This is a genomic window from Pseudarthrobacter sp. YAF2 (assembly GCF_052113345.1).
In the GTDB taxonomy this organism is placed as follows: Bacteria; Actinomycetota; Actinomycetes; order Actinomycetales; family Micrococcaceae; genus Arthrobacter.
In genome coordinates this window covers 1-26,133 of record NZ_JBFRDA010000016.1, presented here as the reverse complement: position 1 = coordinate 26,133, position 26,133 = coordinate 1, and the positions used below count along the sequence as shown (strand labels likewise).

General features: G+C 67.0%; 29 protein-coding genes, 6 tRNA genes and 1 riboswitch. Of the genes, 11 read left to right on the top strand and 24 right to left on the bottom strand.

Annotated elements, in window-relative coordinates; genetic code table 11:
- Position 1: 1 nt before the first annotated feature.
- The 7 genes from trpA to hisI all read right to left on the bottom strand — a co-directional run bounded on the left by trpA (position 2) and on the right by hisI (position 6,250).
- Positions 2-814, bottom strand: coding sequence for a tryptophan synthase subunit alpha (trpA, locus tag AB4Y79_RS16640; protein WP_441864220.1), 813 nt, complete (start codon positions 812-814; stop codon positions 2-4).
- 11 nt (positions 815-825) lie between these two features.
- Complete coding sequence (gene trpB / locus AB4Y79_RS16635) at positions 826-2,145, bottom strand: tryptophan synthase subunit beta (protein ID WP_441864078.1); 1,320 nt, start codon at positions 2,143-2,145, stop codon at positions 826-828.
- A 125-nt stretch (positions 2,146-2,270) separates the two neighbouring features.
- On the bottom strand, positions 2,271-3,092 hold the full coding sequence (gene trpC / locus AB4Y79_RS16630; RefSeq protein WP_441864075.1) for an indole-3-glycerol phosphate synthase TrpC: 822 nt from the start codon (positions 3,090-3,092) through the stop codon (positions 2,271-2,273).
- Positions 3,092-3,379, bottom strand: coding sequence for an HGxxPAAW family protein (locus AB4Y79_RS16625; protein WP_308931247.1), 288 nt, complete (start codon positions 3,377-3,379; stop codon positions 3,092-3,094). The genes trpC and AB4Y79_RS16625 overlap by 1 nt, the downstream gene beginning before the upstream one ends.
- Positions 3,380-3,483: 104 nt before the next feature.
- Complete coding sequence (locus AB4Y79_RS16620; RefSeq protein WP_441864072.1) at positions 3,484-4,128, bottom strand: Trp biosynthesis-associated membrane protein; 645 nt, start codon at positions 4,126-4,128, stop codon at positions 3,484-3,486.
- On the bottom strand, positions 4,128-5,690 hold the full coding sequence (locus AB4Y79_RS16615; protein WP_441864069.1) for an anthranilate synthase component I: 1,563 nt from the start codon (positions 5,688-5,690) through the stop codon (positions 4,128-4,130). Before AB4Y79_RS16615 ends, AB4Y79_RS16620 begins: the two co-directional genes overlap by 1 nt.
- 107 nt (positions 5,691-5,797) lie before the next feature.
- Positions 5,798-6,250 (bottom strand): phosphoribosyl-AMP cyclohydrolase, encoded by a 453-nt coding sequence (gene hisI / locus AB4Y79_RS16610; protein ID WP_441864066.1) that lies wholly within the window; start codon positions 6,248-6,250, stop codon positions 5,798-5,800.
- A 111-nt stretch (positions 6,251-6,361) separates the two neighbouring features.
- On the opposite strand from hisI, the gene AB4Y79_RS16605 reads away from it, so the two are divergent.
- Positions 6,362-7,006 (top strand): TIGR03085 family metal-binding protein, encoded by a 645-nt coding sequence (locus AB4Y79_RS16605; protein WP_366307124.1) that lies wholly within the window; start codon positions 6,362-6,364, stop codon positions 7,004-7,006.
- A 77-nt stretch (positions 7,007-7,083) separates the two neighbouring features.
- Here AB4Y79_RS16605 and hisF read toward each other — a convergent pair whose 3' ends face one another.
- The 14 genes from hisF to AB4Y79_RS16535 all read right to left on the bottom strand — a co-directional run bounded on the left by hisF (position 7,084) and on the right by AB4Y79_RS16535 (position 18,399).
- Entirely contained in the window at positions 7,084-7,860 is a 777-nt protein-coding gene (gene hisF / locus AB4Y79_RS16600; protein WP_441864061.1) for an imidazole glycerol phosphate synthase subunit HisF, read from the bottom strand.
- Positions 7,861-7,924: 64 nt separating this feature from the next.
- Positions 7,925-8,785 (bottom strand): ATP phosphoribosyltransferase, encoded by an 861-nt coding sequence (gene hisG / locus AB4Y79_RS16595; RefSeq protein ID WP_441864057.1) that lies wholly within the window; start codon positions 8,783-8,785, stop codon positions 7,925-7,927.
- A gap of 84 nt (positions 8,786-8,869) precedes the next feature.
- Positions 8,870-9,133 carry a phosphoribosyl-ATP diphosphatase gene (locus AB4Y79_RS16590; RefSeq protein ID WP_009358176.1) on the bottom strand — a complete coding sequence of 88 codons (264 nt, stop codon included), beginning with the start codon at positions 9,131-9,133 and terminating at the stop codon, positions 8,870-8,872.
- A gap of 113 nt (positions 9,134-9,246) precedes the next feature.
- The gene (gene ribH, locus AB4Y79_RS16585) at positions 9,247-9,732 is read right to left on the bottom strand and encodes a 6,7-dimethyl-8-ribityllumazine synthase (protein ID WP_308931252.1); all 486 of its coding nucleotides are present in this window, start codon (positions 9,730-9,732) and stop codon (positions 9,247-9,249) included.
- An 18-nt stretch (positions 9,733-9,750) separates the two neighbouring features.
- Positions 9,751-10,485, bottom strand: coding sequence for a GTP cyclohydrolase II (gene ribA, locus AB4Y79_RS16580; protein ID WP_441864052.1), 735 nt, complete (start codon positions 10,483-10,485; stop codon positions 9,751-9,753).
- Positions 10,482-11,234 (bottom strand): 3,4-dihydroxy-2-butanone-4-phosphate synthase, encoded by a 753-nt coding sequence (gene ribB / locus AB4Y79_RS16575; protein WP_441864049.1) that lies wholly within the window; start codon positions 11,232-11,234, stop codon positions 10,482-10,484. The genes ribA and ribB overlap by 4 nt, the downstream gene beginning before the upstream one ends.
- Positions 11,231-11,890: a riboflavin synthase gene (locus tag AB4Y79_RS16570; RefSeq protein WP_441864046.1), complete on the bottom strand. Its 660-nt coding sequence runs from the start codon at positions 11,888-11,890 to the stop codon at positions 11,231-11,233. Before AB4Y79_RS16570 ends, ribB begins: the two co-directional genes overlap by 4 nt.
- A complete protein-coding gene (gene ribD, locus AB4Y79_RS16565) occupies positions 11,890-13,029 on the bottom strand; it encodes a bifunctional diaminohydroxyphosphoribosylaminopyrimidine deaminase/5-amino-6-(5-phosphoribosylamino)uracil reductase RibD (protein WP_441864043.1) in 1,140 nt (379 codons plus the stop codon). Before ribD ends, AB4Y79_RS16570 begins: the two co-directional genes overlap by 1 nt.
- Positions 13,030-13,199: 170 nt before the next feature.
- Positions 13,200-13,347, bottom strand: a riboswitch (FMN riboswitch).
- Positions 13,348-13,386: 39 nt separating this feature from the next.
- On the bottom strand, positions 13,387-14,064 hold the full coding sequence (rpe, locus tag AB4Y79_RS16560; RefSeq protein ID WP_441864040.1) for a ribulose-phosphate 3-epimerase: 678 nt from the start codon (positions 14,062-14,064) through the stop codon (positions 13,387-13,389).
- Between the two features lie 71 nt (positions 14,065-14,135).
- Positions 14,136-15,767, bottom strand: a complete 1,632-nt coding sequence (locus AB4Y79_RS16555) for an RsmB/NOP family class I SAM-dependent RNA methyltransferase (protein ID WP_441864037.1) — start codon at positions 15,765-15,767, stop codon at positions 14,136-14,138.
- Positions 15,764-16,684: a methionyl-tRNA formyltransferase gene (gene fmt / locus AB4Y79_RS16550; protein WP_441864034.1), complete on the bottom strand. Its 921-nt coding sequence runs from the start codon at positions 16,682-16,684 to the stop codon at positions 15,764-15,766. Before fmt ends, AB4Y79_RS16555 begins: the two co-directional genes overlap by 4 nt.
- The gene (gene def, locus AB4Y79_RS16545) at positions 16,681-17,283 is read right to left on the bottom strand and encodes a peptide deformylase (protein WP_441864031.1); all 603 of its coding nucleotides are present in this window, start codon (positions 17,281-17,283) and stop codon (positions 16,681-16,683) included. Before def ends, fmt begins: the two co-directional genes overlap by 4 nt.
- Before the next feature lie 79 nt (positions 17,284-17,362).
- A complete protein-coding gene (locus AB4Y79_RS16540) occupies positions 17,363-18,223 on the bottom strand; it encodes a cytochrome (RefSeq protein WP_441864028.1) in 861 nt (286 codons plus the stop codon).
- Between the two features lie 104 nt (positions 18,224-18,327).
- Positions 18,328-18,399, bottom strand: a tRNA-Val gene (locus tag AB4Y79_RS16535).
- 364 nt (positions 18,400-18,763) lie between these two features.
- On the opposite strand from AB4Y79_RS16535, the gene AB4Y79_RS16530 reads away from it, so the two are divergent.
- From AB4Y79_RS16530 to AB4Y79_RS16500, 7 genes are all read left to right on the top strand, one after another.
- Positions 18,764-18,836 (top strand) — tRNA-Gly (locus tag AB4Y79_RS16530).
- 47 nt (positions 18,837-18,883) lie between these two features.
- Positions 18,884-18,954, top strand: a tRNA-Cys gene (locus tag AB4Y79_RS16525).
- A 37-nt stretch (positions 18,955-18,991) separates the two neighbouring features.
- A tRNA-Val gene (locus AB4Y79_RS16520) sits at positions 18,992-19,063 on the top strand.
- 54 nt (positions 19,064-19,117) lie between these two features.
- A tRNA-Gly gene (locus AB4Y79_RS16515) sits at positions 19,118-19,190 on the top strand.
- A 31-nt stretch (positions 19,191-19,221) separates the two neighbouring features.
- A tRNA-Val gene (locus AB4Y79_RS16510) sits at positions 19,222-19,293 on the top strand.
- A 138-nt stretch (positions 19,294-19,431) separates the two neighbouring features.
- Positions 19,432-19,695 carry an antitoxin gene (locus AB4Y79_RS16505; protein ID WP_441864025.1) on the top strand — a complete coding sequence of 88 codons (264 nt, stop codon included), beginning with the start codon at positions 19,432-19,434 and terminating at the stop codon, positions 19,693-19,695.
- A gap of 178 nt (positions 19,696-19,873) precedes the next feature.
- Positions 19,874-21,106, top strand: a complete 1,233-nt coding sequence (locus AB4Y79_RS16500; RefSeq protein ID WP_441864022.1) for a benzoate/H(+) symporter BenE family transporter — start codon at positions 19,874-19,876, stop codon at positions 21,104-21,106.
- Here the strand turns inward: AB4Y79_RS16500 and zapE are convergent.
- Positions 21,103-22,140 carry a cell division protein ZapE gene (gene zapE / locus AB4Y79_RS16495; protein WP_441864019.1) on the bottom strand — a complete coding sequence of 346 codons (1,038 nt, stop codon included), beginning with the start codon at positions 22,138-22,140 and terminating at the stop codon, positions 21,103-21,105. The two genes, AB4Y79_RS16500 and zapE, sit on opposite strands and share 4 nt — an antisense overlap.
- 216 nt (positions 22,141-22,356) lie before the next feature.
- On the opposite strand from zapE, the gene AB4Y79_RS16490 reads away from it, so the two are divergent.
- The 3 genes from AB4Y79_RS16490 to ybaK are packed head-to-tail and all read left to right on the top strand — an operon-like array spanning position 22,357 to position 24,295.
- On the top strand, positions 22,357-23,280 hold the full coding sequence (locus AB4Y79_RS16490; RefSeq protein WP_441864016.1) for a sulfurtransferase: 924 nt from the start codon (positions 22,357-22,359) through the stop codon (positions 23,278-23,280).
- A gap of 29 nt (positions 23,281-23,309) precedes the next feature.
- On the top strand, positions 23,310-23,771 hold the full coding sequence (locus AB4Y79_RS16485) for a SufE family protein (RefSeq protein WP_441864013.1): 462 nt from the start codon (positions 23,310-23,312) through the stop codon (positions 23,769-23,771).
- Positions 23,772-23,782: 11 nt separating this feature from the next.
- On the top strand, positions 23,783-24,295 hold the full coding sequence (ybaK, locus tag AB4Y79_RS16480) for a Cys-tRNA(Pro) deacylase (protein WP_441864010.1): 513 nt from the start codon (positions 23,783-23,785) through the stop codon (positions 24,293-24,295).
- A gap of 201 nt (positions 24,296-24,496) precedes the next feature.
- On the opposite strand, the gene AB4Y79_RS16475 is transcribed toward ybaK, so the two are convergent.
- Together AB4Y79_RS16475 and AB4Y79_RS16470 are read right to left on the bottom strand one after the other, a co-directional pair.
- Positions 24,497-25,579 (bottom strand): LacI family DNA-binding transcriptional regulator, encoded by a 1,083-nt coding sequence (locus AB4Y79_RS16475; RefSeq protein ID WP_441864218.1) that lies wholly within the window; start codon positions 25,577-25,579, stop codon positions 24,497-24,499.
- A 119-nt stretch (positions 25,580-25,698) separates the two neighbouring features.
- On the bottom strand, positions 25,699-26,133 hold a 435-nt coding region (locus AB4Y79_RS16470; protein WP_441864007.1), incomplete at its 5' end, for a sugar phosphate isomerase/epimerase family protein.

Genomic DNA, 26,133 nt, shown 5'->3' with positions numbered 1-26,133 from the left:
CTTAGGCTCCGTCCGTGGTGTGGCCGGCTTCCGGCGCCAGGCCGGTGCTGAGGTCCTTGGTGAGGGCGGCGACCGCGTCCACGCCCCCGTCGCGGATGGCCGCGACCAGCGCGGTACCCACGATGACGCCTTCGGCGTAGGCGGCGATTTCGCGGACCTGGTTCGCGGTGGAAACCCCAAGTCCAACGCAGACGCGCTCAGCGCCGGCCGCGTGGGCTGCTGCCACTACGTCCTTCGCCGCCGTGCTGACCGATGTCCGGGCACCGGTGACGCCCATGATGGAGACGGCGTACACGAACCCGCGGCTTGCGTCCACGGTCCGCTGCATCCGCTCGGCGGTGGAGGACGGGGCTACCAGGAATACCCGGTCCAGGCCGTACTTGTCCGAGGCTGCCATCCACTCTGCGGCCTCATCCGGAATCAGGTCCGGCGTGATGAGCCCGGCCCCGCCGGCCTCGGCAAGGCGTCGGGAGAATTCGTCCACGCCCATCCGGACCACCGGGTTCCAGTAGGTCATGACCAGGACGGCAGCGTCGGTCTTGCTGGTGATGCCGGCGACGACGTCGAAGACCTGTTTGACGTGGAAGCCCTTGGCCAATGCCTCGGTGGTGGCGGCCTGGATGACCTGGCCGTCCATGACGGGGTCGGAATAGGGAATGCCGATCTCGATCAGGTCGGCGCCGTTCTCAGCCAGGGCGATGCCGGCGGCGATGGTGTCCTCAACGCTGGGGTAGCCGGCGGGCAGGTACCCGATGAGTGCCGACCGCCCCTGGGAGCGGGCCCGGTCGATGGCGGCTGCCGACTTGCTGGTCATCTCTGCGTGGTTCACAGCTGCTCCCCCTCTTTGCCGATTTCCGATTCGGCGGAATTCTTATCCAGCAGGTCAAACCATTCGGCTGCCGTGGCCACGTCCTTGTCGCCCCGCCCGGAGAGATTGACGATGATGATCTTCTCCCCAGCGTTGGCGGGGTCTTCCGCGGCAAGCCGTTGGCCCACCTTGATGGCGCCGGCCAGCGCATGAGCGGACTCAATGGCCGGAATGATGCCCTCAGTGCGGCACAGGAGGCGGAAGGCTTCCATGGCTTCGGTGTCGGTGATGGGCTCGTAGCTGACCCGCCCGATGTCCGAGAGGTAGGAGTGTTCCGGGCCGACCCCGGGGTAGTCCAGGCCTGCGGAGATGGAGTGCGACTCGATGGTCTGCCCGTCGTCGTCCTGCATCAGGTAGGAGCGGGCGCCGTGCAGGACGCCGGGCTTGCCCAGGGAGATGGTGGCGGCGTGCCGGCCGGTCTCCACGCCGTCGCCGCCGGCCTCGAAGCCGTAGATCTTCACGGAAGGGTCATCCAGGAAGCCGTGGAAGATGCCGATGGCGTTGGATCCGCCGCCGATGCAGGCGCAGACAGCGTCCGGGAGCCGGCCCTCCTGCTCCAGGATCTGTGCGCGGGCTTCCTCCCCGATGACCTCGTGGAAGTAGCGGACCATGGCGGGGAACGGGTGGGCCCCGGCAGCGGTCCCGAGCAGGTAATGGGTGTTGGCAACGTTGGCCACCCAGTCCCGGAGGGCGTCGTTGATGGCGTCCTTGAGGGTCTGGGATCCGCTGGTGACCGGGATGACCGTGGCACCCAGGAGCTCCATCCGGGCAACGTTCAGCGCCTGGCGGCGGCAGTCCTCGGCGCCCATGTACACCACGCATTCCAAGCCCATGAGGGCAGCCGCGGTGGCGCTGGCCACCCCGTGCTGGCCGGCGCCGGTTTCGGCGATGATCCGGGTCTTGCCCATGCGCTTGGCGAGCAATGCCTGGCCCAGGACGTTGTTGATCTTGTGCGAACCCGTGTGGTTGAGGTCCTCACGCTTGAGGAACACCCGCACTCCCCCGGCGTGCTCCGAGAACCGCTTGGCCTCGGTCAGCAGCGACGGCCGGCCGGAGTAGTTCTTGTTCAGGTCGGCTATCTGGGCCCGGAACTCGGGATCGTCCTTGGCCTTGTTGAAGGTTTCCTCAAGTTCGTCCAGGGCGGCGATCAAGGACTCGGGCATCCACCGGCCACCGTAGCTGCCGAAGTACGGTCCCGGCGCGTGGCGGAGGGATCCGCCCTGCAGGAATGCTTCCGCGGTGTTGTTCTCAGCGTTCCCTGAGGGTGCGTCGGCCATCAGTCCCGTCCTGTTCCAAGTTGATCGGTCAAAAGTGTGCTGTTCCGGCGTGGGCCGGATCGGTGATTGCAAGCATTGCGGGGCCGGCGCCGGCCGGCTCCGCAATGCAGGGTGGCCAGGTGCCGTCAGCGGCGCGCGGCGATCGCGGCGGCACCCGCGGCGGTGAATTCGGCGATCCGTTCCCGGGGTGTCGCGTGGCTCACCAGGGCCTCGCCCACCAGTATCGCGTTGGCGCCGCTTGCGGCGTAATGCGTGACGTCGTCGGCGTCCCGCACGCCCGATTCGGCGACCACGACTGCTTCCCCGGGGATCAGCCCCGCCAATGAGGCGAAGACTGAACGGTCGACGTCGAGCGTCTTCAAATTGCGCACGTTGACGCCGATGATCCGGGCGTTGGCCGCCACGGCACGCTCGATTTCCTCTTCGGTGTGCGTCTCCACCAGCACGTTCATGCCCAGTTCGGCGCTGAGGGCACTGAACTCGCTGAGTTGGGCGTCGGAGAGCGCGGCAACGATCAGGAGGATTAGGTCGGCACCGTGGGCACGGGCCTCCCAGATCTGGTACTCGTCAAGCGTGAAGTCCTTGCGGAGCAGCGGGACGTCGACGGCGGCGCGCACGGCGTCGAGGTCGGCGAGGGAACCGTTGAAGCGGCGCTGTTCGGTGAGGACGCTGATGACGGAGGCACCTCCGTCGGCGTACTGCCTGGCCAGCGATGCCGGATCCCCGATGCTGGCGAGATCGCCCTTGGAGGGGCTGCGGCGCTTGATTTCCGCGATGACTTTCAGCTGTTCCCGGGTTGGGGAGGTGCCGCCGAGGGCCGCCCAGGCGTCGTGCGCCGGCGCGGCCGACCCGGCGCGGTCCTTCAGCTCGGCCAGCGAAACCAGCTGCTTCCTGGCCTCCATATCCTCCCGGACACCGGCGTTGATGTCGTCGAGAACAGTTGCCATCAGTGGCCGGAGTTCTTCAGCTTGCTGCCTTCGACGCCGTAGCCTGCCTTGCGCATAACGTAACCGAGGATCAATCCGATCACCATGACCACGGCCCCGCCGATGAAGATGGGGGTGCTGGCGATGACGAACGCGATGGCTGCGATGAGTGCGCCGACGAGCATGACGATGACGCAGGTCCAGGCGGCCGGGCTGTTGCCGTGGCCAAGGTCCTGGCTGTGGTCAATGGCGCCGGGGGCTACCGTGCGGGTGCCTGACGTGGAAACGGACGCAGGTGCTTTGCTCATGGAAATCTCCTCAGGATGGATACTGCTTACATTCTGCCATTTTTTGGCTGCCGCCCGCGTACCGTCAGGTGTCCCGCCGGTTCCGGTGACGGCGGCGGCCGCCCTTAGGTGGGGTCGTCGCCGCGCGAAAGCCTGTCCCAGCTGTCGATCTCGTCCACGGGTCCGGCCGGTGCGGCTGACCCCGCTGCGACGGGCACGTCATATTTGGTGCGCGTCTTCCAGTGCCGGGACGCAGGAATGATCAGCAGGGCGGCCAGGGCCAGCAGGCAGCCGGCGACGACGGCGACTGCCGGGAAGGCGGTCAGCTCGACGTGCGCCTGGCTGCCGGAAACGCCGGTGGCGGTGGCAATGGTTCCCTGCGCCGCTGCCAGCGGGTCCGCGAGGACGGTGGCGGCGGCGGCCACGATGCCGGCCGAAGCAAAGACGATGATCGCGGTGATGACCCACCGGGCGATCCTGCCGGCAATGGAGGCGGCAAGCCCGCCGGCCAGGGCCACCAGCGCCAGGGCCGTGACGGTGGTGGCCGCCTTGCTCCCCTGCACGGGGAGGACGCTTTGCGCCGCACCTGCCTGGTTGGGGTCAAGCGTGGCTGTCATCCACGTCTGGGTGGTGGTGCCGAACGCGGCCAGGGCCAGGAGCACGATCAGCAGCACCAGTGTGGACTTGCGCGCCCACACCGGAGTGGCCCGGGCCTTCCTGGCCTTGCCTGGTTTCCCCGCTCTGCCGGCGGCCAACCCGGAATCAGACATCAGGACTCCGTCCCGCCGGGGAGTGATTCCGCGGAGATGTTGTGCAGGGAGCCGGCCGTGTGGACCGCGCGCAGCGGGGCGGCGGCTTTGTTGACGGTTTCGAGGGCCTCCGTGGGGTTCACCGAGTCAGCCACGATGCCGCCGCCGGCCTGGACGTAGGCCCGGCCTTCACGGATCAATGCGGACCTGATGGCGATGGCCATATCCATGTCGCCGGCGAAATCGAGGTAGCCCACCACGCCGCCGTAGATGCCGCGACGGTGCGGTTCGAGTTCGTCCAGGAGGCGCAGTGCGCGCGGCTTGGGCGCACCCGAGAGGGTGCCGGCCGGGAAGGTCGCCTTCAGGACGTCATAGGCCTTGGCCTGCGGTGCCAGCCTGCCCACCACGGTGGACACCAGGTGCATGATGTGGCTGAAACGCTCCACCTCCATGAACTGGGTGACGTCCACGGTGCCCGCCACGCAAACCTTGGAGAGGTCGTTGCGGGAGAGGTCCACCAGCATCAGGTGCTCGGCGCGTTCCTTCTGGTCCGCGAGCAGTTCCTCGGCGAGGGCCTTGTCCGCTTCCACGGTCTTCCCGCGCGGACGGGACCCGGCGATCGGGTGGGTGATGACTTCCTCACCGGTGACCGTGACCAGGGCTTCGGGCGAAGACCCAACGATGGAGTACTCGCGGCCCTCGGCGTCAGCCAGGCTGAAGATGTACATGTACGGGCTGGGGTTGGTGTTGCGCAGCACGCGGTACACGTCCAGCGCGGAGGCCCGGCACTCCATCTCGAACCGGCGCGAGATCACCACCTGGAAGACCTCGCCGTCCACGATGGCTTCCTTGCCGCGGTCCAGTGCGGCAAGGTACTCGGCCTCGTCCCAGCGTTCCTGGACGCTGGACGCAAAATCCAGCGCCGCCGGTTCCAGCACGGAGACCGGCTGCGGCACGGGGGCGCTGACCTTTGCCAGGAGTTCCCTGACCCGGGCGACGGCGTCGTGCCACGCCTCGTCGACGCGCTCAGAGCTGTTGTCGAAGTTGATGGCGTTGGCGATGAGCAGGACCGTGCCGTCAACGTTGTCGTGAACGGCCATGTCGGTGACCAGGTTCAGGGCCATTTCCGGCAGTTGCAGGTCATCCTCGGGCGGGCTGACCAGCCGTTCCCAGTGCCTGACTGTTTCCCAGCCCAGGAATCCCACCAGGCCGGAGGTGAAGGGCGGGAGCCCCTCGAAGCGGTCGGTGCGCAGGGCGGCGATGGTGTCGCGGACGGCATCGACGGGGCTGCCGTTGACTGGAACACCGGCGGGCGGTTCGCCCAGCCAGTGGGCCTGGCCGTCCTTGGTGGTCAAGGTGGCGCGGGACCTGGCACCGATGAAGGAGTAGCGGGACCATGCGCCACCGACAGCCGCCGATTCCATCAGGAACGTCCCGGGCTGGCCCTGCGCCAGCTTGCGGTACAGGCCGATGGGGGTTTCGGCGTCGGCCAGCACCTTGAGCCTGACGGGGATGACACGGCTGTGGCCGGCGATTTCCCGGAATTCCTCGAGGCTTGGGCTGATGGTTCCAAGGTCCTGCATGGCTATGCTTGTCCGCCTGTTCTTCGAAAGGGCCGGCCGTGCCGGTCTCCTTGAGTGTGCTTGCTGGGTGGCCGCGGTGGGACGCCGGGCCCGGAAGCCCGTCCGGCCTAGCTTGCCTGGCCTGTGACTACGTTGAGGTCCCTGCCATCGAAGCAGGTGCGGGTGCCGGTGTGGCAGGCGGCGCCTACCTGGTCGACCCGGACCAGCAGGGCGTCGCCGTCGCAGTCCATGGCAACTGATTTGACCCACTGGACGTGCCCGGAGGTGTCGCCCTTGCGCCAGTACTCCTGGCGTGACCGCGAGTAGAACGTGACGCGTCCGGTGGTCATGGTCCGGTGCAGTGCCTCGTCATCCATCCAACCAAGCATCAGGACCTCGTTCGTGTCGAACTGCTGGACCACCGCTGCCACCAGGCCTGCAGCATCGCGCTTGAGCGCGGCTGCCACCTCCTCGGGAAGCGGGCCGGCGGCTGGTGTTGCCGCGGCGGATTCAGCGGACGACGACGGTACCCGGGATCCGTTGGATCCGGCGGTAGGGGCGGGGGTTGGCTGCTCAGACATCGGGTCAAGTCTAGTGCCTTTGCCGGCCGCACTCCCGATGTGAACAACGGCACGCCACCGGGCGGCGCCATGCTGCCCAACTTCTCACCTCTCGTGCTAGTTTCACAAGTGATGCATTTCGTCGAACCGTCCCGAGAAGTCCTGGCCGAGACCCTGCTTGCGGCCGGCCCTGATGCGCCCACGCTGTGCAAGGGCTGGCGCACCAGGGACCTTGCCGCGCACCTGTACCTGCGGGAGCGGAAGGCCGCCGTCGGGCTTGGTTTGATCATCAAGCGCCTGGCGAAAGCATCGGACCAGGCCACCGCCAAGCTCGCAGCAAAGCTGACCAGCAACGAGGACTATGCCCGGCTGGTGAACACTTTCCGCGCGGGCCCGCCGGCGCTCTCGCCGATGAGCATCAAGGCGCTGGACGAAAGCGCAAACCTGATCGAGTACTTCGTGCACACCGAGGACGTCCGCCGCGCGGTGGACCGGTGGGCGCCACGGGCCCTGGACGAGGCGTACTCGGATGCGCTCTGGGACGAACTGGTCAAGCGTGCCGCCATCCTGTACCGCGGCGTGGACCTCGGCATCGTCCTGGTCCGCCCGTCCGGTCCGCGCCATGTTGCCAAGCGGGCACCCGTTTCGGTGGCGATCGTCGGTGAGCCGGGCGAACTGCTGATGCACGCCCACGGCCGGACCCGCCACGCCCTGGTCACCTTCGAAGGCCAGCCGGACGCCGTCGCCCTCCTCCAGTCGGCAGAAGTAGGGCTCTAGGGCTTCGTCCCCGCCGGTTCAACCACCAGTCATTGCGCTTGTCGAAAACAGGTTTCGACAAGCCCAACCATCGGTGCTCAGCGTACTTCGAAGCCTGCCGCGCGGATGGCCTCTTTGACCTGGGACATCATGTCGTCAGGGCCCCAGTGAAAGATCGACGCGGCGAGCACGGCGTCCGCGCCGGCGGCAACCGCGGGCGGGAAGTGCGCGGGCTCCCCTGCGCCGCCGGAAGCGATGATCGGAACCCTGACGGCGGCCCGGACCAGTTTGATGAGTTCGAGGTCGAAGCCGTCCTTGGTGCCGTCGGCGTCAATGGAGTTGAGGAGAATCTCCCCCACACCGCGGTCGGCGGCTTCCCTGGCCCAGGCGATGGCGTCAATCCCGGTGCCGGTGCGGCCGCCGTGCGTGGTCACTTCGAATCCCGAGGGCGTGGGCTGGGAGCCCGGGCGGGTGCGGCGGGCATCCACAGACAAAACGAGCACCTGGGACCCGAAGTGGCGCGTGATTTCGTCGATGACATCAGGCCGTGCCACCGCGGCGGTGTTGATGGAGGCCTTGTCCGCACCGTAGCGCAGGAGCTTGTCCACCTCTGCTACGCCCCGGACGCCCCCGCCGACCGTCAGCGGGATGAACACTTCCTCGGCGGTGCGGCGGACCACGTCGAACGTGGTCTCGCGGTTCCCGGAGGACGCCGTGACGTCGAGGAAGGTGAGTTCATCGGCGCCTGCTTTGTCGTACCGGTGGGCGAGTTCCACGGGGTCGCCCGCGTCCCGGAGGCCCTCAAAGTTGACGCCCTTGACGACGCGTCCGGCATCGACGTCGAGGCAGGGAATGACCCGAACTGCTACTGCCATGGGAACTCCTGGGATTCTGCGGTGCTGATGAACGGGGCCTGGACCGTGGGCTGTGCCGGCGGCGTCAGATACGGCAGGCGTGGATGCTGCTGACCAGGATGGCGCGGGCGCCGAGGTCGTACAGTTCATCCATGATCCGGTTGGTTTCCTTTTTGGGAACCATGGACCGGACGGCGACCCAGTCGGAGTCCCGCAACGGCGAGACGGTGGGCGATTCCAGGCCGGGGGTCAGGCCGGCGGCTTTCTCCACGAGTTCCTTGCGGATGTCGTAGTCCATCAGCACGTACTGGCGGGCCACCAGGACGCCTTGGAGGCGGCGGATGAGGACCTCGATTTCCTTGGCGGTGCCATTTGCGGCGCCGCCGTTGCCGGTGCGGCGGATCAGGACTGCCTCGGACTTCAGGATGGGGTCGCCAAAGATTTCCATGCCGGCGGCCTTGAGGGTGTTGCCGGTCTCCACGACGTCGGCGATGGCGTCGGCGACGCCCAGCCGGACGGAGGACTCAACGGCGCCGTCGAGCCTGACGACCTTTGCGTTGATGCCGCGTTCGGCGAGGTAGTTGCGCAGCAGTCCGTCGTAGCTGGTGGCCAGGCGCTTGCCTTCGAGCTCGGCAGCGGAACCGAAGTCGCCCACCGGACCGGCAAACCGGAAGGTAGACGCGGCGAATCCAAGCGGCAGCAACTCTTCGGCTTCAACCTCCGCGTCCAGCAGCAGGTCACGGCCGGTGATGCCGACGTCGAGCGTTCCCTGGCCGACGTAGACCGCAATGTCGCGGGGACGGAGGAAGAAGAACTCGATGTCGTTGTCGGGGTCCACCATGACCAGTTCGCGGCTATCGCGGCGCTGGCGGTATCCGGCTTCGGAGAGCATGGCGGAGGCGGCTTCGGACAGGGAGCCCTTGTTGGGGACGGCTACTCGCAGCATGGGGAATTCTTTCTGGGGTGGAAGGTCTGGGTTATCAGGCAATGCAGGCCACGGCGGGCCCGGCGGCAGGCGCCGGACCGGTGGCTACAGATGCTTGTAGACGTCTTCCAGGGTCAGGCCTTTGGCGAGCATCAGAACCTGCAGGTGGTACAAAAGCTGGGAAATTTCCTCTGCCGCTGCTTCATCGGATTCATATTCGGCAGCCATCCAAACTTCGGCTGCTTCCTCAACGACTTTCTTGCCGATGCCGTGCACACCGGACTCCAATTCTGCGACGGTGCGGGAGCCTTCCGGACGGGTGGCTGCCTTCTCGCTGAGCTCAGCGAACAGCGTCTCGAAATTCTTCACGCCCTCCAGCCTACTTGCTGCGGCCGCACGGGCGCTTCCCGGGCCGTTCCATGACGGGCGCGATGTGAGCGAATACACACCGCGCCCGCAACGCCGGACGCCGGACGCCGGTGCTAGGCGTACTGCTTCAGGACCACCGCGGTCGCCAAAGCCGCGGTCACTGCCTCGTGGCCCTTATCTTCCTTGGAGCCGGGCAGGCCGGCGCGGTCCAGGCCCTGTTGTTCGTTGTCGCAGGTGAGCACGCCGAAGCCCACCGGAACACCGGTGGAGACGCTGACGTCGGTGAGGCCCGACGTCGCGGCCTGGCAGACGTAGTCAAAGTGCGGCGTGCCGCCGCGGATTACGACGCCGAGGGCCACCACGGCATCAAAATGTGGGGCGAGCCTTGCGGCTGCCACCGGCAGCTCGAAGCTGCCGGGAACCCGCAGGACGGTGGGTTCACTGATGCCTGCGTCCTTCGCGGCCCGCAGGGCGCCGTCCAGGAGGCCGTCCATGATCTGCGTGTGCCAGCTGGCTGCCACGATGGCCAGCTTCAGCTGCGAAGTCTCGGACGGGTTAAGGGTGCTGAGGTCGATGTCGGGGGCGCCGTGTCCGCTCATAGGTTTGTCGTGTTCCGTTCAGTCTTGTTCGTGGTCGTACGGGGATTCGGGGGCTGTCACGGGCACGGATGCCACGTCGGTGTCCAGCAGGAGCCGGTGCTCCATCCTGTCCTTCTTGGTGCGCAGGTACCGGATGTTCTGCTCGCGGGATGGAACCTCCGTGGGGACCATTTCCACTACCTTGACGCCTGCCTGGGCCAGCCTGTTCTGCTTGTCCGGGTTGTTGCTCAGCAGCCGGACCTCGTGCAGTCCCATTTCGGCGAGGATCTGGGCCGCGGCCTTGTAGCACCGGGCGTCAACCGGGAGGCCCAGTTGCTCGTTGGCTTCCACGGTGTCGAAGCCGGCTTCCTGCAGCGCGTAGGCCTTGATCTTGTTGGCAAGCCCGATGCCGCGGCCTTCCTGGCCGCGCAGGTAGAGCAGCGTGCCGCCGTTGTCCCGGATCACTTCCAGCGCGAAGGCGAGCTGTTCCCCGCAGTCGCACCGGTAGGAGCCGAAGACGTCACCTGTGAGGCACTCCGAGTGCAGCCGCACCAAGGGGGCCTTGCCGTCAGTAGGCGCGTTGGGCGAGCTGACGGCGAGGTGTTCAACGCCGGTGAGGACGTCTGTCCATGCCTGGGCCACGAAGTCGCCGAAGGCGGTGGGCAGCTGTACAACGGGGCCTCCGCTGACGGGGTAGGTCCCGGCGCCGGGTACGGAGCGGTGGTCCCGGTGGCCGTCCTGGTGGCTGTCGTCTCTGGCTGCCTGTGCCGTCATGGCTTCTCCTTCTCTTCGCCCGGTGTTACCCGGACCTCCTCGCGCTGGGTTCCCCCGGCCCCGGCTTCAAGATACGCCACCAGGTCCTCGATCGAGATCAGCGGGCACCCATGGTCGGCCGCGAACGTCCTGAGACCGTCCAGGCGCATCATTTCACCGTCGTCGTACACTACTTCCGCGATCACCCCGACCGGCTCCAGGCCGGCAAGGCGGCACAGGTCCACCGCGGCCTCGGTGTGGCCCTGGCGCTCCCGCACACCACCCTCAACCGCACGGAGCGGAAAAATATGCCCCGGACGGGTCACGGAGGCCGGGCCGGCGTGCGGGTCCGCCAGGATGCGGGCGGTCAAGGCACGGTCCGTCGCGGAAATTCCGGTGCTGACGCCGGTGGCCGCATCACAGGAGACGGTGTAGGCGGTTCCCTTCGCATCCTGGTTGACGGCCGTCATCGGGGGCAGTTCCAGTTCATCGGCGCGTGCACCCGTCAGCGGCACGCAGATCACCCCTGAGCTGTACCGGATGGTCCAGCCCATCAGCGCCGGTGTGGCGTGCTGGGCGGCGAAAATGATGTCGCCTTCGTTCTCGCGGTCTTCATTGTCGACCACCAGCACCGGCCGGCCGGCGGCCATGGCGCGCACGGCGTCCTCGATGCGGTCCAGGCCTTTGCCGGGTGCTTGGGCCTCGGCCAGGGGTTGGCTGGCTGCCGGTTCTCCGGCGACGGCGGCTTCCAGGCGTATTGCGGCGTTCACCGTGCGCCTCCTGCGATGGCGGCTTCGCCGGCGGCTTCAACACCGGGTTGGCGGAAGGCAAGCAGCCGCTCGGTGTACTTGGCCAGGACGTCGACTTCCAGGTTCACCCGGCTGCCGGTGTGTTTGGCGCCCAGGCCGGTCTCCGCCAGCGTGGTGGGGATGAGGCCCACCTCGAACCAGGGTTCCTGCTCGGCCGCCGGGCTGACGGCAGTCACGGTGAGGGAGACGCCGTCGATGGCGATGGAGCCTTTTTCTGCGATGTAGCGGGCCAGATTGGCGGGCACGCCGAAACGCAGCCGCTCCCAGTTGCCCTGGGGTTCGCGTTCCAGCAGGACCCCCACTCCGTCCACGTGGCCTTGCACCACATGCCCGTCCAGGCGGCCGCCGGCAGGGACACAGCGTTCCAGATTGACGGAGTCGCCGGCGGCGAGTTCGCCGATGGTGCTCCTGACCAGGGTCTCGCCCATGACGTCGACGCTGAACTCCTTGCCATCTATGGCGGTCGCGGTGAGGCAGACCCCGTTGACGGCGATGGAACCGCCAAGTGCCAGGCCCTCCGTGGACGCGGGTGCGTGCAGCCGGACGGTGGCGCTGGTGTCGCCGTCACGCTCCACGGACAGCACGTGCCCCTGCTCAGCAATAATTCCGGTGAACATCAGCGGCCTCCCTGGGCTTGGTCCGCGGTATCGCGGGTTGGTTGGTGGTCCAGTGCAACTCTTCGTTGCGGTCTTAGGTGAAGTCTTAGGTCCCGGCCCAGCGTCCGCACTGCGCCGCCGTCGGATGCATCCCATTCCCATTGCTGGGCGTCGGCAAGGGTGGTGATGCCCAGCCCGTCCAGGGCGGGGGTGCCGGATCCCAGCAGGGTGGGGGCGAGGTACACGATCAGTTCATCCACCAGCCCGGCCGACAGGAACGAGCTGAGGATGCGGGATCCGCCCTCCACCATGATGTGGCGGGCTCCGGCACCGTACAGCATGGAGAGTGCTTCGGCGGGATCCCGCGTGGGCAGGTGGGTGGCCAGGCCGTCGTCACCACGGATTGCGGCGTCGTGGGGAATGTCCCGGAGCCCCATGACGGCCCGCACGGGCTGTTTGGCGGCGAGTCCACCGGCGGGGTTGCGGGCGGTCAGGCGGGGGTTGTCCACCAGCACGGTCTGGGTGCCCACCAGGATGGCATCGATGCGGCTGCGGATCCCGTGGTTGTCCGCCAGCGACTCCGGGCTGGAGATCCACTGGCTGGTGCCGTCATCCGCGGCGATCCGGGCGTCCAGGGTTTGCGCGATGTGCAGCGTAACGAAGGGCCGTTTGGCAGCAACTGCCTCAAACCACTGCCGGTTCAGGTCCAGCGCCTCGTCGGCGCCGAGGCCACTGCGGACCCGGACTCCGGCGTCGCGGAGGGTGGCCGCTCCCCCGGCGGCGGGGTCGTGGGGATCGTCAACGGCGTAGACCACGTCGGTGATCCCTGCGGCGATGATCGCTTCCGTGCACGGCCCGGTGCGGCCCACGTGGTTGCAGGGTTCGAGCGTGATCACTATGGTGCAGCCGGAGAGATCCAGGCCGACGGCGGCAGCCTGGGCTATTGCGTCGGCTTCGGCGTGGGCGGTGCCGGCTCCGCGGTGGTAGCCGGTGACGAGGTGGCGGCCGTCGGGTCCGACGACGACGGCGCCCACCAGGGGGTTGGCACCCCGCGGACCCTGCAGGGCTGCCTGGAGGGCGTGCTCCATGGCACTTACTTCATGGGTAGTGAAGGCCGTGACCACTCCGGCGGCGGGCTTCAGCTCAACTGCGCCGCTCATGCGGTGGCCATCGGGTAGTTGGTGCCTGGCGTGGAAGCAGCAGGACTTGCGGCATTTAAGAGCCATCGCTGGGGGTTCATTCGTGTCGTTCCTTCCCTCTCGAACCGCGATGGCTCCGGGGATATACGACAGCAGAACGCTGCGGAGCCCAAAGGCCCGCAGATACAGCTGTACGTGCTTCTCTCATCCAGACTTTAACTGTCGGTACCGGAATTCCACCGGTTCAACCGTCTGCCGGGTCCTCGTTGGAGGGCGCCGGCTCGCGGGTCGCGGACTGTCACCGCCGGTTCGGACTTACACCGACCCCGGAGCACGTATGTGTGTTGTTATTGTGCCACAACCGGCAGGGGGCGCCGGTTATTCCGTCGCCGCACGTAATGTCCGGCTTCCCTTGGCGCGGAGGAGGTCGATGGCTGCGGAGGGATCGTCCGCGCCGTAGACCGCGGAACCGGCCACGAAGACGTTGGCGCCGGCCTCGGCCGCCCGGGTGATGGTCTCTTCGGTGATGCCGCCGTCCACCTGGATGGCCACTCCCAGTCCCGAACCGTCAACGGCTGCCCGGGCCCTGCGGATTTTGGGCAGCGTGAGATCCAGGAACGCCTGGCCGCCGAAGCCCGGCTCCACCGTCATGATCAGCAACATGTCCAGTTCCGGCAGCATGTCCAGGTACGGCTCAATGGCCGTGGCCGGGCGAAGGGCCATCCCGGCCTTGGCTCCCCTGCTGCGCAGTTCCCGCGCGAGCTTGATGGGTGCGATGGAGGCCTCGGCGTGGAAGGTGACCGACGCCAGCCCGGCGTCGGCAAACCCGGGCGCCCAGCGGTCAGCATCGGCAATCATCAGGTGGGCATCAAGCGGAACGGGGCTGACCGCCTGGATCCGCTGCACCACCGGCAGCCCGAGGGTCAGGTTGGGGACGAAGTGGTTGTCCATCACATCCACATGCACGGCGTCGGCATTGCTGATCCGCTGCAGTTCGGCCTCAAGGTTGACGAAGTCGGCGGAGAGGATGCTCGGGTTGATGCAGCATTGCGCCACGGAAGTGCCTTTCGCTGAAGGTGCTGGTGTGTATGGGAAGAAAGTTCCTGCCTGCGCAGGACTTTTCTTGATCAGGACTTCTTTTTGATGAGGGCCAGGAACATGGCGTCCGTGTGGTGGATGTGGGGCCAGAGCTGGGCCGTCAGCTCGTGCCCGGCGCCGAGGTCGCCGGTCAGGCTGACAGCGTCCAGGGCGGCCCCGGCGTCAAGGAGTTCCAGGTTGTCGCGTTTCCGGATGGCGTCAGCCACAACGGCGGTGGTTTCGGCCGGATGCGGCGAGCATGTGACATACGCCACCACTCCTCCGGGCCGGACGGCTGCCAGGGCGGACGCCAGAAGCTCGCGCTGCAGGGGACCGAGGTCTGCGATGTCCTTGGGCGATCGCCGCCACCGGGACTCCGGACGGCGGCGCAGCGCTCCCAAGCCTGTGCAGGGAACATCAACCAGGACGCGGTGGAAGCCTTCGGGCTGCTCAGCCCCCACATCACGGCCGTCTCCGGTGCGGACCTGCCAGCTGTCGTTCGGCACGGCGGCCAACGCCTGGCCCACGAGCTTTGCCCGGTGCGGTGCCGGTTCGTTCGCCAGGAGCGTGGCCCCCCGCTGGTGCGCCAGTGCCCCCAGCAGTGCCGCCTTCCCGCCGGGCCCGGCGCACAGGTCAAGCCACGCCTCGCGGGAACGGTCCGCCGCTGCGTTGGGTCCGGTGCCGGCGTCAGCCGCCGTGCCGAGGTCGACGGCGGCCAGCGCCCTGGCCACCAGTTGGGAACCGACGTCCTGTACCCGGGTGGTTCCGGCGCGGACAGAGGACAGGCGGCCCAGGTCCCCGCCGCTGGACAGCGCGGATCCCTCCACCAGTTCACCGGGGGTGGCACCGGTTTCCAGGGCCTCATCCAGGCTCCCGAGCCCGGGCAGGGCCACCAGGTTGACCACGGGTGCGGCGTTGTCAGCTTCCAGCAGCGCGTTGATCTCCGAAGCGGGCCGGCCATGCGCCACCAGCGATTGCCGCATGGCCCGAACAATCCACTCCGGGTGGGCGTACCGCAGCGAAGCGATCTTCGTTTCGTCGGTTTCCCCCGCCACCAGCAGGTCCAGCCATTCATCAAGGGTGCGGGCCGTGACTTTGCGGAGGACTGCGTTGATCAGTGCCGAGGGGCCCGCACCGATGACGGCGCGGGCAAGCCCAACGGTCTGGTCCAATGCCGCATGGGCCGGGACCCTCATGGCCAGCAACTGGTGGACGCCGATCCGGAGGGCGTCGAGGACGGCCGGATCAAGCTGGTCAAGGGGCCTGTCCACGCACCGGGCCAGGATGGCGTCGTAGGTGCCCTGGCTGCGCAGGGCACCGTAGCTCAATTCCGTGGCGAAGCCGGCGTCCCTTTTGTCCAGATGGTGGTGCCGGATCCGTGCGGGCAGCACCAGGTTGGCGTAGGCATCGTCCTGTGCCACAGCGCGCAGCACCTCGAAGGCCACCAGCCGGGCGGGGTCGGCGCGCCTGGTCCGCTGTGACGGCGCCTGTTCGGTGAAGCTCCGTTGCGGCCCCCGGTTGCGTTCCCTTCCCTTGGCGTTCCGCCGGCTGGCATCGCCGGGACCGCCGTCGCCGCGGCCGCTGCCCGCAGATCCACCGCTGCTGCCCTGGCCGTTCTGCCCGGCCTTGCCACGCCCTCCGGGCCTGCCCTGGCCGCCCGGGTTTGCTCCGGAACCGCTCATTCGAACACCACGCCCTCCACTGAAGCCAGACCGCGCGCCCAGTCGGCGGCAGCCATCATTTTCTTTCCGGCGGGCTGGATCCGGATGAGTTCCACCGCGTGCGACCCCGTTCCCACCAGAACGCTCTTTTCCTGGACTGACACCGCCCCCGGCGCAAGGCCGGCAATGTCCGGCCGGAGCCGGACGGGCTCGAGCTTGATCCGCTGTCCGTCCAGCATGGTCCAGGCGCCGGGCTCGGGGGTGACGCCGCGCGCCCGCCTGCTAATGGCGAGAGCCGGGTGGGCCCAAGTGAGGCGGCCATCGTCCAAGGTCAGCTTCGGTGCCAGTGTGACGTCACCCACCTGTGGCTGCGGCGCCGCTTTTCCGGCGTCGATGGCCGAGAGTGTCTGCGCCAGCAGGACCGCTCCGCTGTGCGAAAGCCGCTCGAGCAGGTCGCCTGCGGTGTCGTGGGCGCCCACGGGTTCGGTCAGGGTTCCGAAGACGGGACCGGTATCGAGTCCTTCTTCAAGCCGGAAAGTGACGGCGCCGGTGAGGTCGTCGCCGGCCATCACGGCCCGCTGTACCGGCGCCGCCCCGCGCCACGACGGCAGCAGGGAGAAGTGCAGGTTGACCCAGCCGTGGCGGGGTATTGCCAACGCGGCCGGCGGGACCAGGCCGCCGTAAGCGACGATGGCTGCCACGTCCGGCGCGGCCGCCGAGATGCGTGCGGTGGTGTCGGCGTCGACTTTGGCCGCATGAATGATGTCGATGCCGAGCTCAGCGGCCCGCCGGGCTACCGGGGACGGCGTCAGCACGCGCTTCCGGCCCAGCGGCGCATCGGGGCGGGTCAGGACCGCGACCACCTCAAAGCCGGCGTTGACCAGGGCATCGAGCGACGGAACGGCGACGGCCGGTGTACCGGCGAACAGGACTCTCATTCGGGGGCGCCAAAGCTGGAGCCGGAGGCGCCGGGCCCACCAAAACTTGCGCCGCCGAAGCTGGACCCGACACTCTTGGCCCGCTTTGCCGTGGTGCGTTCGGTGACGGCGTCGTAGTTGGCGTTGCGAATGGAGCGCAGCGCTGCCTTCCGGTCGTCGCCCTCCAGCCGGTCGGTGTAGAGGATGCCGTCCAGGTGGTCGGTTTCATGCTGGAAGCACCGGGCGAGCAGTCCCTCGCCTTCGACCGTCACCGGGTTGCCGTGCATGTCGACTCCGGTGACCCGGGTGGTGCGGAAGCGGCGGACCGGGAATCCGAGCCCCGGGATGGAGAGGCAGCCCTCCACATGGTCCGGCTGGTAGTCCTCGCTGTTTTCCAGCACCGGGTTGATGATGTGGCCTTCGACGCCGTCGATGCGGTAGGTGAAGACGCGCTTGCTGACGCCGACCTGCGGGGCGGCGAGCCCGGCGCCCTCCACGTCCTCCATGGTTTCGGTCATGTCGGCGACCAGTTTGGCAAGCTCGGGTCCGAATTCCGTCACGGGATCGGCCACTGTGCGCAGCACAGGATCACCAATGATGCGGATATTCAGGATAGCCATGCGCAGTTATTCCTCACGGTTGGCGGAAAGGGGAACCTGTCCAGTTTAGGTGCAGTCCCCTGCCGTGGCGGCTCCTGCCCTAGGCGGTGCGGGCCTGGGCCAGCGGCGGCGGCGCGATGGGCAGCAGCGCCGTGCCGGCACTGTGGGTGTCCGCGGACAGTTCCCATACCCGGCGCAAGGCGCAGAACTTCCACCAGTGATGCTTGAGGACCTCGGGGTTGGCGCGGACGGGCCGCACCTCAGTTTCACCGATGGCGACGGCCAGCAGGACCGGGTTGTCGCCGTATTTCCAGGGCTCCCAGGTTCCGGCTTCCGGATCCAGCAGGCTCTCTTCGGCCTTCATTCCGGCGACCAGCTGCATGACCACCTTGTCATCGAGCGGCTTGACCAGTCCGTCGCGGGTGGTGCCCTTGGTCTTGTAGTCGATCAGGCAAACGCGGCCGTTGATGCGGGCTACGAGGTCGAGGGTTCCGGCGTAGCCCACCGACTGGTTCCAGACCGTGATTTCCGGGGCGATGGGCTCCACCCGGAAGAGCTCCCACCACTCGTCAAAGCGGACCGCGAAGGCTTCTTCCCCGTTGGCGGCCAGGGCCTCGCGGGCTTCCTTCATGGTGTGCGGGCGACCCAGCGCACGGAGCGCCACCTGCTCGCAGTAGTTGTGGACCCGGTCCCCGCGCCTGGCGGCGTCGTCCCGGTAGGTTTCGGCGGCCTTCGCCGCCCGGTTGATGGCCTGCTTGATTTTCGCCGGGCTCCCCAGACAGTCCGACAGCAGGGGATCTTTGGCCAGGCTGCTCGCACCCATGTAGCCGAACCAGCCGTCGAGGCCGTGCGGCTGCTGGCTGATGACCGTGGTGATGGAAGGCACGGAGAACTGTTCAGACGTAGACCGTGCGTACATCCGGCCGTATTCAGTGGCGTGGGCAAGAAGCGGATCAGTCATACAAAAGACTCTTTCACAGGGGGCCGACAAAATCTCCGGACGCAGGATCCGAACACAAAAAAGGTCCGTTTCCGCTGCGTATGAGCGGAAACGGACCTCTGCGGTGGGCGATACTGGGTTCGAACCAGTGACCTCTTCGGTGTGAACGAAGCGCGCTACCACTGCGCCAATCGCCCCGATGCATTTGAATGCTAGCCGACCATCCGGCCATTTCAAAAATCGGCTCCTGGAGGCAGCAACCGTGCATAGGGGCCGGGGCCGCCTCCCGCCACTTAATGACGTCCCGGTCGAGGAGGACGGGCGGCCCGCAGAACCCGTTCGTGGCAAACGAATCCGCCCGGGACTGCCGCTCCCGCCGCCTCCCGTCGTCGTGAATTACACGCTTGTAAGTCTGGAAATCCGCGTCCTGACGCGGAAGTGGAGCCGCATGACCATTGGGAGCCGGGGGCAATTTGGAGAATCCCGGAACCTCCTATATTGTTTTTACTCGTTGGAACGCGAGGAAATGCCGGAAACGGCAGGGAATCAACCCTCCAAAATGCGGACGTAGCTCAGCTGGTAGAGCACCACCTTGCCAAGGTGGATGTCGCGAGTTCGAATCTCGTCGTCCGCTCGCAGGACACTGTCACAGCAAACATTCTTCGGAATTGACGCTAACACGGTGGGTTGGCCGAGAGGCGAGGCAGCGGCCTGCAAAGCCGTATACACGGGTTCGAATCCCGTACCCACCTCGGTGAAAACCATGGTTTCCGGTTTACCGGAGGCAATGGGCGATTGGCGCAGCGGTAGCGCGCTTCCCTGACACGGAAGAGGTCACTGGTTCGATCCCAGTATCGCCCACTGGCAAGGCAACTTGCCCGCAGTAGCACCGGTTTACCGGTTTATCCTGCAAACGCGGACGTAGCTCAGCTGGTAGAGCACCACCTTGCCAAGGTGGATGTCGCGAGTTCGAATCTCGTCGTCCGCTCTTTCATATCCCATACCGGTCTTCCGGTTCCGGGCGATTGGCGCAGCGGTAGCGCGCTTCCCTGACACGGAAGAGGTCACTGGTTCGATCCCAGTATCGCCCACACGCAGCAGCTCTCCGGAGCTGCTTTTTTGTTGTCCGACCCTACGCTCCGGGCGAATTCCCTTGGCACACCTTTCAGCCGCCGATAGGATCGAAGGCGCGAGGAGCGACCTGGCTCCGCGATCGAAGGGAGGTGCTCGTGGGTTTGATTGACGATCTAAAGGGCAAGGCTCAGGGTCTCATCCACGGCAACGAGCAGGCCATCAAGGACGGCATCACCAAGGCCGGCGATTTCGTCGACACGAAGACCGGCGGCAAGTACGCAGGCCACGTCGACAAGATCCAGGATGGCGCTTCCAAGCTCATTGACAAGAACGGAACCCCGGGCCAGGCACCTGCCGCCGGGCAGGTTCCGCCGGCAGCTCCTGAAAATCCGGTTCCACCGGTCGACAGGGCTCCGTAAAGGATTTGGCCAGGGCTTTGCCCCTGCACGTCAACGGGGCGCGGGTCCCGCCGGGAGGCGGCGCCCGCGCCTTTGGCGTTTAACGGCGCTTTTGGCGTCCGGCAGCGGCTTCCACGCATAAGGAGCCCTTGCAGCCCCCGATTGCAGGTTCCCAAACCAGCGCCGGTAACCTGCCGGTATGTCCAACTCCCCCGCCCCGTCCGCTGCGAAGGCTGCCCGGGCCCGGATCGATTCCCGGCCCGTTGTGGCCGGGATCGTCACCGCCCTGGTGGGCTTCACCTCATCCTTTGCAGTGGTCCTGGCCGGCCTGAGGGCGGTGGGCGCCGATCCTGCCCAGGCCGCCTCCGGACTGCTGGCGGTCACGCTCGCCGTCGGGCTTGGTGTGCTGCTGCTCGCCTGGCGCTCCAGGGTTCCGGTGACGCTGGCCTGGTCAACGCCGGGTGCCGCGTTGCTGGCAGCTTCGGGAACGCCCGACGGCGGCTGGCCGGCCGCCGTCGGGGCCTTCCTTGTGACGGGTGTACTGCTGGCGTTGACCGGACTGGTGCCCGCGCTCGGCAGGCTGATGGCGGCCATCCCGCCCTCGCTTGCGCAGGCGATGCTGGCAGGGGTCCTGCTTCAGTTGTGCCTGGCCCCCTTCAAGGCCTTGGGCACGGTCCCGTTGTTCGTGGCGCCCGTGATCCTGTGTTGGCTGGTGATGATGAAGTTCGCTCCACGGTGGGCCGTGCCGGGCGCCCTGCTGGTGGCCTTGCTGGTGATCGGGGTTTCCCTGGCCGCCGGCGGGACCACCATTGGCGCTGAAACCCTCATGCCCGCCCTGCTGTGGACCACTCCCGCTTTCACCCTGCAGGCCTTGGTGGGCATCGCTGTCCCGTTGTTCGTGGTGACCATGGCGTCGCAGAACGTCCCCGGGGTGGCAGTCCTGCGGTCGTTCGGATACGAAACCCCGTGGCGGCCCGCCATGCTGGTGACGGGTGCGGGTACCATCCTGGGGGCACCGTTCGGCGGCCACGCCATCAATCTTGCAGCGCTCAGCGCGGCGCTTGCCGCCGGCGAGGAGGCCGGCGCGGACCGGAGCAGGCGGTGGATCGCCGGTTTCGTGTCCGGCCCGGCGTACCTGGTGTTGGCTGCATTTTCCGCTGCCCTGGTCACTGTGGTGGGCGCGGCACCGGCGGGGATGCTGGGAGCAGTGGCCGGGCTTGCCCTGCTGGGAACCCTCGCCTCGTCGGTCTCGGCCGCGTTGACGGACCCGGAAGACCGGATTGCCCCCGCGGTCACCTTCCTGATGGCGGCCTCGGGCCTTGCCTTCGCCGGAATCGGATCCGCGTTCTGGGCCCTCCTTGCTGGCCTGGCGGTGCGGGCACTCCTGGTTCCACGCCGGCAGCGCCGCGTCGGGGAACGGGTCGGGACCTAGGAGGGTTCGTGGTTCTGGCCCTCACGGGCCAGCGCGGTGAGGCGGGACACGGCACGGAAGTACTTCTTCATGTATCCGCCGCTCATCATTTCCTCGGTGAACAGCTTGTCGAATGGGACGCCGCTGGCCAGGATGGGAACGTCCTTGTCGTAGAGCCGGTCTGCCAGAACGACGAACCGCAGTGCGACGGCCTGCTCGCTGATGGTTTCCACGTTGCGCCACACTACGCCGTCGATGCCGTCAATCAGCTGACGGTAGCGGCTGGGGTGCACGCCCGCCAAATGGTGGATCAGGGTAGAGAACTCGTCCTGCGCCACGGTTTGGCCGTCGAACTCCGCCTTCATGTGCGTGTTCAGTTCGCTGTTCTTCAGCGGGGCCGGGGCTGCGGGAAGTCCGCGGTGCCGGAAGTCCTCACCGTCGATGCGGATGACGTCGAACTGGTCCGCGAGCACCTGGATCTCGCGCTGGAAGTCCACCGCCGCGAAACGGCCGTCGCCCAGGGAACCGGGGAGGGTGTTGGACGTGGCAGCGAGCTTGACGCCGGCGTCGGCCAGTTCCCGCATGAGCCGGGACATCAGGACAGTGTCGCCCGGATCGTCGAGTTCGAATTCGTCGATGCACACCAGCTTGTAGCTGCTCAGCGCCTCCACGGTCTTGCGGAAGGACAGGGCGCCCACCAGGTTGGTGTACTCCACGAACGTGCCGAAGGCCTTGGGCCCGGGCGCTGCGTGCCACAGCGATGCGAGCAGGTGGGTCTTGCCCACGCCGAACCCGCCGTCGAGGTAGATCCCTGCCCTGGATTCGTCCTTTTTGCCGAACAGCTTCTTGAAAAGCCCGCCTCCGTTGCCCGATCCCACGCCGCCGGCAAATTCCTCTAGGGCGCGCACGGCGGCTGCCTGGCTTGGCTGCTTGGGGTCCGGGCGGTAGCTCGAAAAGGAAACCTCGCCGAACCGCGGCGACGGGTAGAAGCCCTTGAGGAGTTCGTCCACCGAAACTGCCGGAGTGCGGGCGGCAAGCTGTTCGATCTGTACCAAGGTGGTCCGTTCTGCTCGTGGTTGGTCCCCAGAAAGGATACCGGCAACCGGGGCCGCAGACGGGCCCGCCCCCTTCCCCCGGCACGGACCCGTGACCAAGCCAACATTTCGTCCTGTTAACGGAATACGCACAACGCCGGAGGCGCTGGCTAGGGTGGGAACAGGTTCCAATGCCGGTCCCACGGTTTCCCGTGCTCTTAGTGAAAGGCCAACGCCATGCCCTACCCGGTTGAACAGAATGAGAAGTTCGCAGCCTACGCCCACCCCGAGCGGCTCGTTTCCACGGAGTGGCTGGCCGCCGCCATAGAGGGCGGCGCTGTGGCAAACGGCGAGCTCATCGTGGTCGAATCCGACGAAGACGTGCTCCTGTACGAGACCGGGCATATCCCGGGTGCCGTAAAGATCGACTGGCACACCGACCTGAACGACGACGTCGCCCGCGACTACGTCGACGGTGCCGCTTTCGCCGAACTCGCGGCGTCCAAGGGAATCTCCCGGGACAGCACCGTGGTGATCTACGGCGACAAGTCCAACTGGTGGGCCGCCTACGCCCTGTGGGTCTTCACGCTGTTCGGCCACCAGGACGTCCGGCTGCTCGACGGCGGCCGGGACAAGTGGATTGCCGAGGGCCGCGAACTGACCAGGGAGAAGCCGTCCCCCGCGGTCGGCAGCTACCCGGTGGTGGAGCGCGACGACGCCCCCATCCGCGCGTTCAAGGACGATGTCCTGGCCCACCTGGGCAAGCCCCTGATCGATGTCCGCTCCCCCGAGGAATACACCGGCCAGCGGACCCACATGCCGGCCTACCCGGAAGAGGGTGCCCTGCGCGGCGGGCACATCCCCACCGCCGCTTCCATCCCGTGGGCCCGTGCGGCCGCCGAGGACGGGACGTTCCGCAGCCGCGAAGAACTCGAAGCCATCTACCTTGGCGAGGCCGGCCTGGCCAAGGGTGACGACGTCGTGGCGTACTGCCGGATCGGCGAGCGGTCCAGCCACACCTGGTTCGCCCTGAAGTACCTCCTGGGCTTCGAAACCGTCCGCAACTACGACGGATCCTGGACCGAGTGGGGCAACGCCGTCCGCGTACCGATCGTCAAGGGCGCCGGGCGCGGTTCCGTTCCTGTCGCCGTCGGAGCCTGACGCCGGCTCCCCCGCGTAGACTTGGAACGATGACTACTCAAGCTTTGCCAACCGCCCTGGCGGCGATCGTGGACGATTTCCAGGCCCTGACCGAACCCGAGAGGCTCCAGCTGCTGCTGGAGTTCTCGGAGGGGCTGCCCGATCTTCCCGACCGCCTCAAGGACCACCCTGAACTCCTTGAGCAGGTAGTGGAGTGCCAGTCGCCGCTGTTCCTCACCATTGAGACGGAGAAGAACGACGACGGCCCGGCCGGCGTCGTGCACCTCTACTTCAAGGCCCCGGCCGAGGCTCCCACCACGCGGGGTTTCGCCGGTGTGCTGCACGAGGGCCTGGACGGTTTGTCCGCCGGGGAAATCCTGTCAGTCCCCGATGACATGCCCGAACTGCTGGGTCTCACCCGAGCCATCACGCCACTCCGCATGCGCGGCATGACCGCCATGCTGGGCAGGATCAAGCGCAAGGTGGCCGCGGCTTCACGCGTCCACGGCTGACCGCCCAACCAATGGCGCGCAAGAACGCTTTCCAGGGAACTCCGGCCACAGCGGCACTGACCGCGGCCGGGGTTCCCTTTGTGTTGCACCCCTACACCCACAATCCCGCTGCCGGGAGCTACGGCACCGAAGCAGCCGTTGCCTTGGGTATCGACCCGTCCAAGGTCTTCAAGACCCTGATGGTGGACGTCGAGGGGAGGCTTGCCGTGGGCATTGTGCCGGTCAGCGGAACCCTGGACCTGAAGGCCATGGCCGCAGCGCTCGGTGCGAAGAAGGCCGCCATGGCCGATCCCGCTGCCGCCCAACGGCGTACCGGCTACGTCCTGGGCGGCATCTCCCCCCTCGGCCAGCGCCTGCCCTCCCCCGTTGTCCTGGATTCCAGCACCCTGGCACTGGAGACCCTGCTGGTGTCCGGCGGCAGGCGCGGCCTGGACATCGAACTGGCACCCGCGGACCTGATCAGGCTCACGGACGCCGTGGCGGCTCCCATCAGCTCGCTGGCTGCGGGCAGCTGCCGGCCATAGCGGCGCAGTCGAGGAGCTGGCGCTACTCAATGACATAGCGCTGCATCATGTCGCTGTCCTCATGCTCCAGGATGTGGCAGTGCCGGACGTATTCGCCTTGAAGGATGAGCCGATGGCCAGCAGAGCTCCGCCCGCTGCGGCTGCACCAAAGGGAACCCGGAGTCGAAGCGGTTGTTGGTTTTAGGCGGTAGGCATGGGCTTTTACGTGCTCGTACGGCATTCTATTGTGGCAGCCACTGTGGAGGTCGGCCCGTTTCTTGGTGCTGCTGTTGACTGCCGAACCACGAGTTCTGGAGACCACACGGCCGGGGTCGTGACATCGCGGTCACCTTCCAGGGCGGCGAGGAGACTTTGTGCTCCCTGTGCCGCCCTCCGGGCTGAGTAGTGAATGACCGCCGTCAATTCCAGTGATTCACAAAGATCCTGGCCGTCCATTCCCACGATGGACAGATCTGCAGGAATCTTCAGGCCCTTCCGCTCGGCTTCCAACAGCACGCCCAGGGCCATCTCGTCGGAAGCGCAGACGACGGCGGTCGGTAGTGACCCGGGCTGTGCCCATAAACAACTAAACGCCTTCCGGCTGCTCGGGATTGCCCCGGCCCCACCTTCTACCCTGACTTCCCTTAGCTTGATGCCGGCTTCATGCAGAGCGCTCGTCCACGGGCCCGGTCCGGCTGCCAGCAGACTGATCCGGGAGGCGGCCGCAAGTCGGCCATGGAAGAAGGCCAGGTCCGTGTGCCCCAGCTGAACCAGGTGGCGAATTGCTGTGGTTGCAGCCGCTACGTCAACGTCATCCTGCGTGCCGGGCAGACCGATCACGAAGTGAGGTATCCCGCTCCGCTGCAGTTGCCCGATCTGTTCTTTCCCTAGGGTGCCGGCTCCCAGAACCAAAAGCGCGTCCACACGTCGCATGTTCACGTCCGTGGGAAGCTGCGGACTGGCGGAGGGATGTGGGAGATGGAGCAGCACCAGGGAGTAATCCCGGTCTCGGAGTGCCTGCGCGGCTCCTTCAACAGCAGCGCTGTACGCAGGGTAGCGAAGGGAGGAAGTCACAACGCCTATGCTTCGTGTCTTGCCCGTGGCGAGCCCTGCGGCGGAGGCCGACGCGGTGTAGCCCAGGGCTTGGGCGATTTCAAGAATTCTCGTCCGGGTGGGTTGGGCGACCCTCGGAAGACCTCTGATTGCGCGGGAGACAGTGGCCGTGGATACGCCCGCCGCCGCGGCCACATCTTCGATGCTGGCCTTAGGGTGCCGCGTCCGCGTCGTTCTACCGGCTGGCAACATCAAAGCGAATCCTTTACGGTGCGGTGCCTGCACCTCCCCGGAGTTCTATCGCAGACCGTTATAGGGACCTAGGCGATGCCACCTTGGCCACAAGGCTGGTGCCGGAAAGATACAGACGTTCAGTCTTTGCTGTTGAAGGCGGCGTCGAAGCTCGTTTGGGAGGCGGGGAAGTCGTACTTTTTGAGGTTGGTGAGGGCTTCGGGGGCGCCGTGGAGGCGGTCCATGCCGGCGTCTTCCCATTCGATGCTGATGGGGCCGTTGTAGCCGATGGCGGCCAGGGCGCGGAAGGAGGTTTCCCAGGGGACGTCCCCGCGGCCTGCGGAGACGAAGTCCCAGCCGCGGCGGGGGTCGCCCCAGGGCAGGTGGGAGCCCATCACGGTGTTCCGTCCGGTCTGGCGGATCTTGGTATCTTTGCAGTCAACGTGGTAGATCCGGTCCTTGAAGTCCCAGATGAAGGAGACGGGGTCGATGCCCTGCCACATCATGTGCGAGGGGTCCCAGTTCAGGCCGAAGGCTTCGCGGTGGCCGATGGCTTCGAGGGTGCGGACGGTGGT

Excerpts from the sequence above, each read along its gene's own strand:
- trpA (WP_441864220.1), bottom strand. The coding sequence starts at position 814 with ATGACCAGCAAGTCGGCAGCCGCCATCGACCGGGCCCGCTCCCAGGGG.
- trpB (WP_441864078.1), bottom strand. The coding sequence starts at position 2,145 with ATGGCCGACGCACCCTCAGGGAACGCTGAGAACAACACCGCGGAAGCA.
- trpC (WP_441864075.1), bottom strand. The coding sequence starts at position 3,092 with ATGGCAACTGTTCTCGACGACATCAACGCCGGTGTCCGGGAGGATATG.
- AB4Y79_RS16625 (WP_308931247.1), bottom strand. The coding sequence starts at position 3,379 with ATGAGCAAAGCACCTGCGTCCGTTTCCACGTCAGGCACCCGCACGGTA.
- AB4Y79_RS16620 (WP_441864072.1), bottom strand. The coding sequence starts at position 4,128 with ATGTCTGATTCCGGGTTGGCCGCCGGCAGAGCGGGGAAACCAGGCAAG.
- AB4Y79_RS16615 (WP_441864069.1), bottom strand. The coding sequence starts at position 5,690 with ATGCAGGACCTTGGAACCATCAGCCCAAGCCTCGAGGAATTCCGGGAA.
- hisI (WP_441864066.1), bottom strand. The coding sequence starts at position 6,250 with ATGTCTGAGCAGCCAACCCCCGCCCCTACCGCCGGATCCAACGGATCC.
- AB4Y79_RS16605 (WP_366307124.1), top strand. The coding sequence starts at position 6,362 with ATGCATTTCGTCGAACCGTCCCGAGAAGTCCTGGCCGAGACCCTGCTT.
- hisF (WP_441864061.1), bottom strand. The coding sequence starts at position 7,860 with ATGGCAGTAGCAGTTCGGGTCATTCCCTGCCTCGACGTCGATGCCGGA.
- hisG (WP_441864057.1), bottom strand. The coding sequence starts at position 8,785 with ATGCTGCGAGTAGCCGTCCCCAACAAGGGCTCCCTGTCCGAAGCCGCC.
- ribH (WP_308931252.1), bottom strand. The coding sequence starts at position 9,732 with ATGAGCGGACACGGCGCCCCCGACATCGACCTCAGCACCCTTAACCCG.
- ribA (WP_441864052.1), bottom strand. The coding sequence starts at position 10,485 with ATGACGGCACAGGCAGCCAGAGACGACAGCCACCAGGACGGCCACCGG.
- AB4Y79_RS16570 (WP_441864046.1), bottom strand. The coding sequence starts at position 11,890 with ATGTTCACCGGAATTATTGCTGAGCAGGGGCACGTGCTGTCCGTGGAG.
- ribD (WP_441864043.1), bottom strand. The coding sequence starts at position 13,029 with ATGAGCGGCGCAGTTGAGCTGAAGCCCGCCGCCGGAGTGGTCACGGCC.
- AB4Y79_RS16555 (WP_441864037.1), bottom strand. The coding sequence starts at position 15,767 with ATGAGCGGTTCCGGAGCAAACCCGGGCGGCCAGGGCAGGCCCGGAGGG.
- fmt (WP_441864034.1), bottom strand. The coding sequence starts at position 16,684 with ATGAGAGTCCTGTTCGCCGGTACACCGGCCGTCGCCGTTCCGTCGCTC.
- def (WP_441864031.1), bottom strand. The coding sequence starts at position 17,283 with ATGGCTATCCTGAATATCCGCATCATTGGTGATCCTGTGCTGCGCACA.
- AB4Y79_RS16540 (WP_441864028.1), bottom strand. The coding sequence starts at position 18,223 with ATGACTGATCCGCTTCTTGCCCACGCCACTGAATACGGCCGGATGTAC.
- AB4Y79_RS16500 (WP_441864022.1), top strand. The coding sequence starts at position 19,874 with ATGTCCAACTCCCCCGCCCCGTCCGCTGCGAAGGCTGCCCGGGCCCGG.
- AB4Y79_RS16490 (WP_441864016.1), top strand. The coding sequence starts at position 22,357 with ATGCCCTACCCGGTTGAACAGAATGAGAAGTTCGCAGCCTACGCCCAC.
- AB4Y79_RS16485 (WP_441864013.1), top strand. The coding sequence starts at position 23,310 with ATGACTACTCAAGCTTTGCCAACCGCCCTGGCGGCGATCGTGGACGAT.
- ybaK (WP_441864010.1), top strand. The coding sequence starts at position 23,783 with ATGGCGCGCAAGAACGCTTTCCAGGGAACTCCGGCCACAGCGGCACTG.
- AB4Y79_RS16475 (WP_441864218.1), bottom strand. The coding sequence starts at position 25,579 with ATGTTGCCAGCCGGTAGAACGACGCGGACGCGGCACCCTAAGGCCAGC.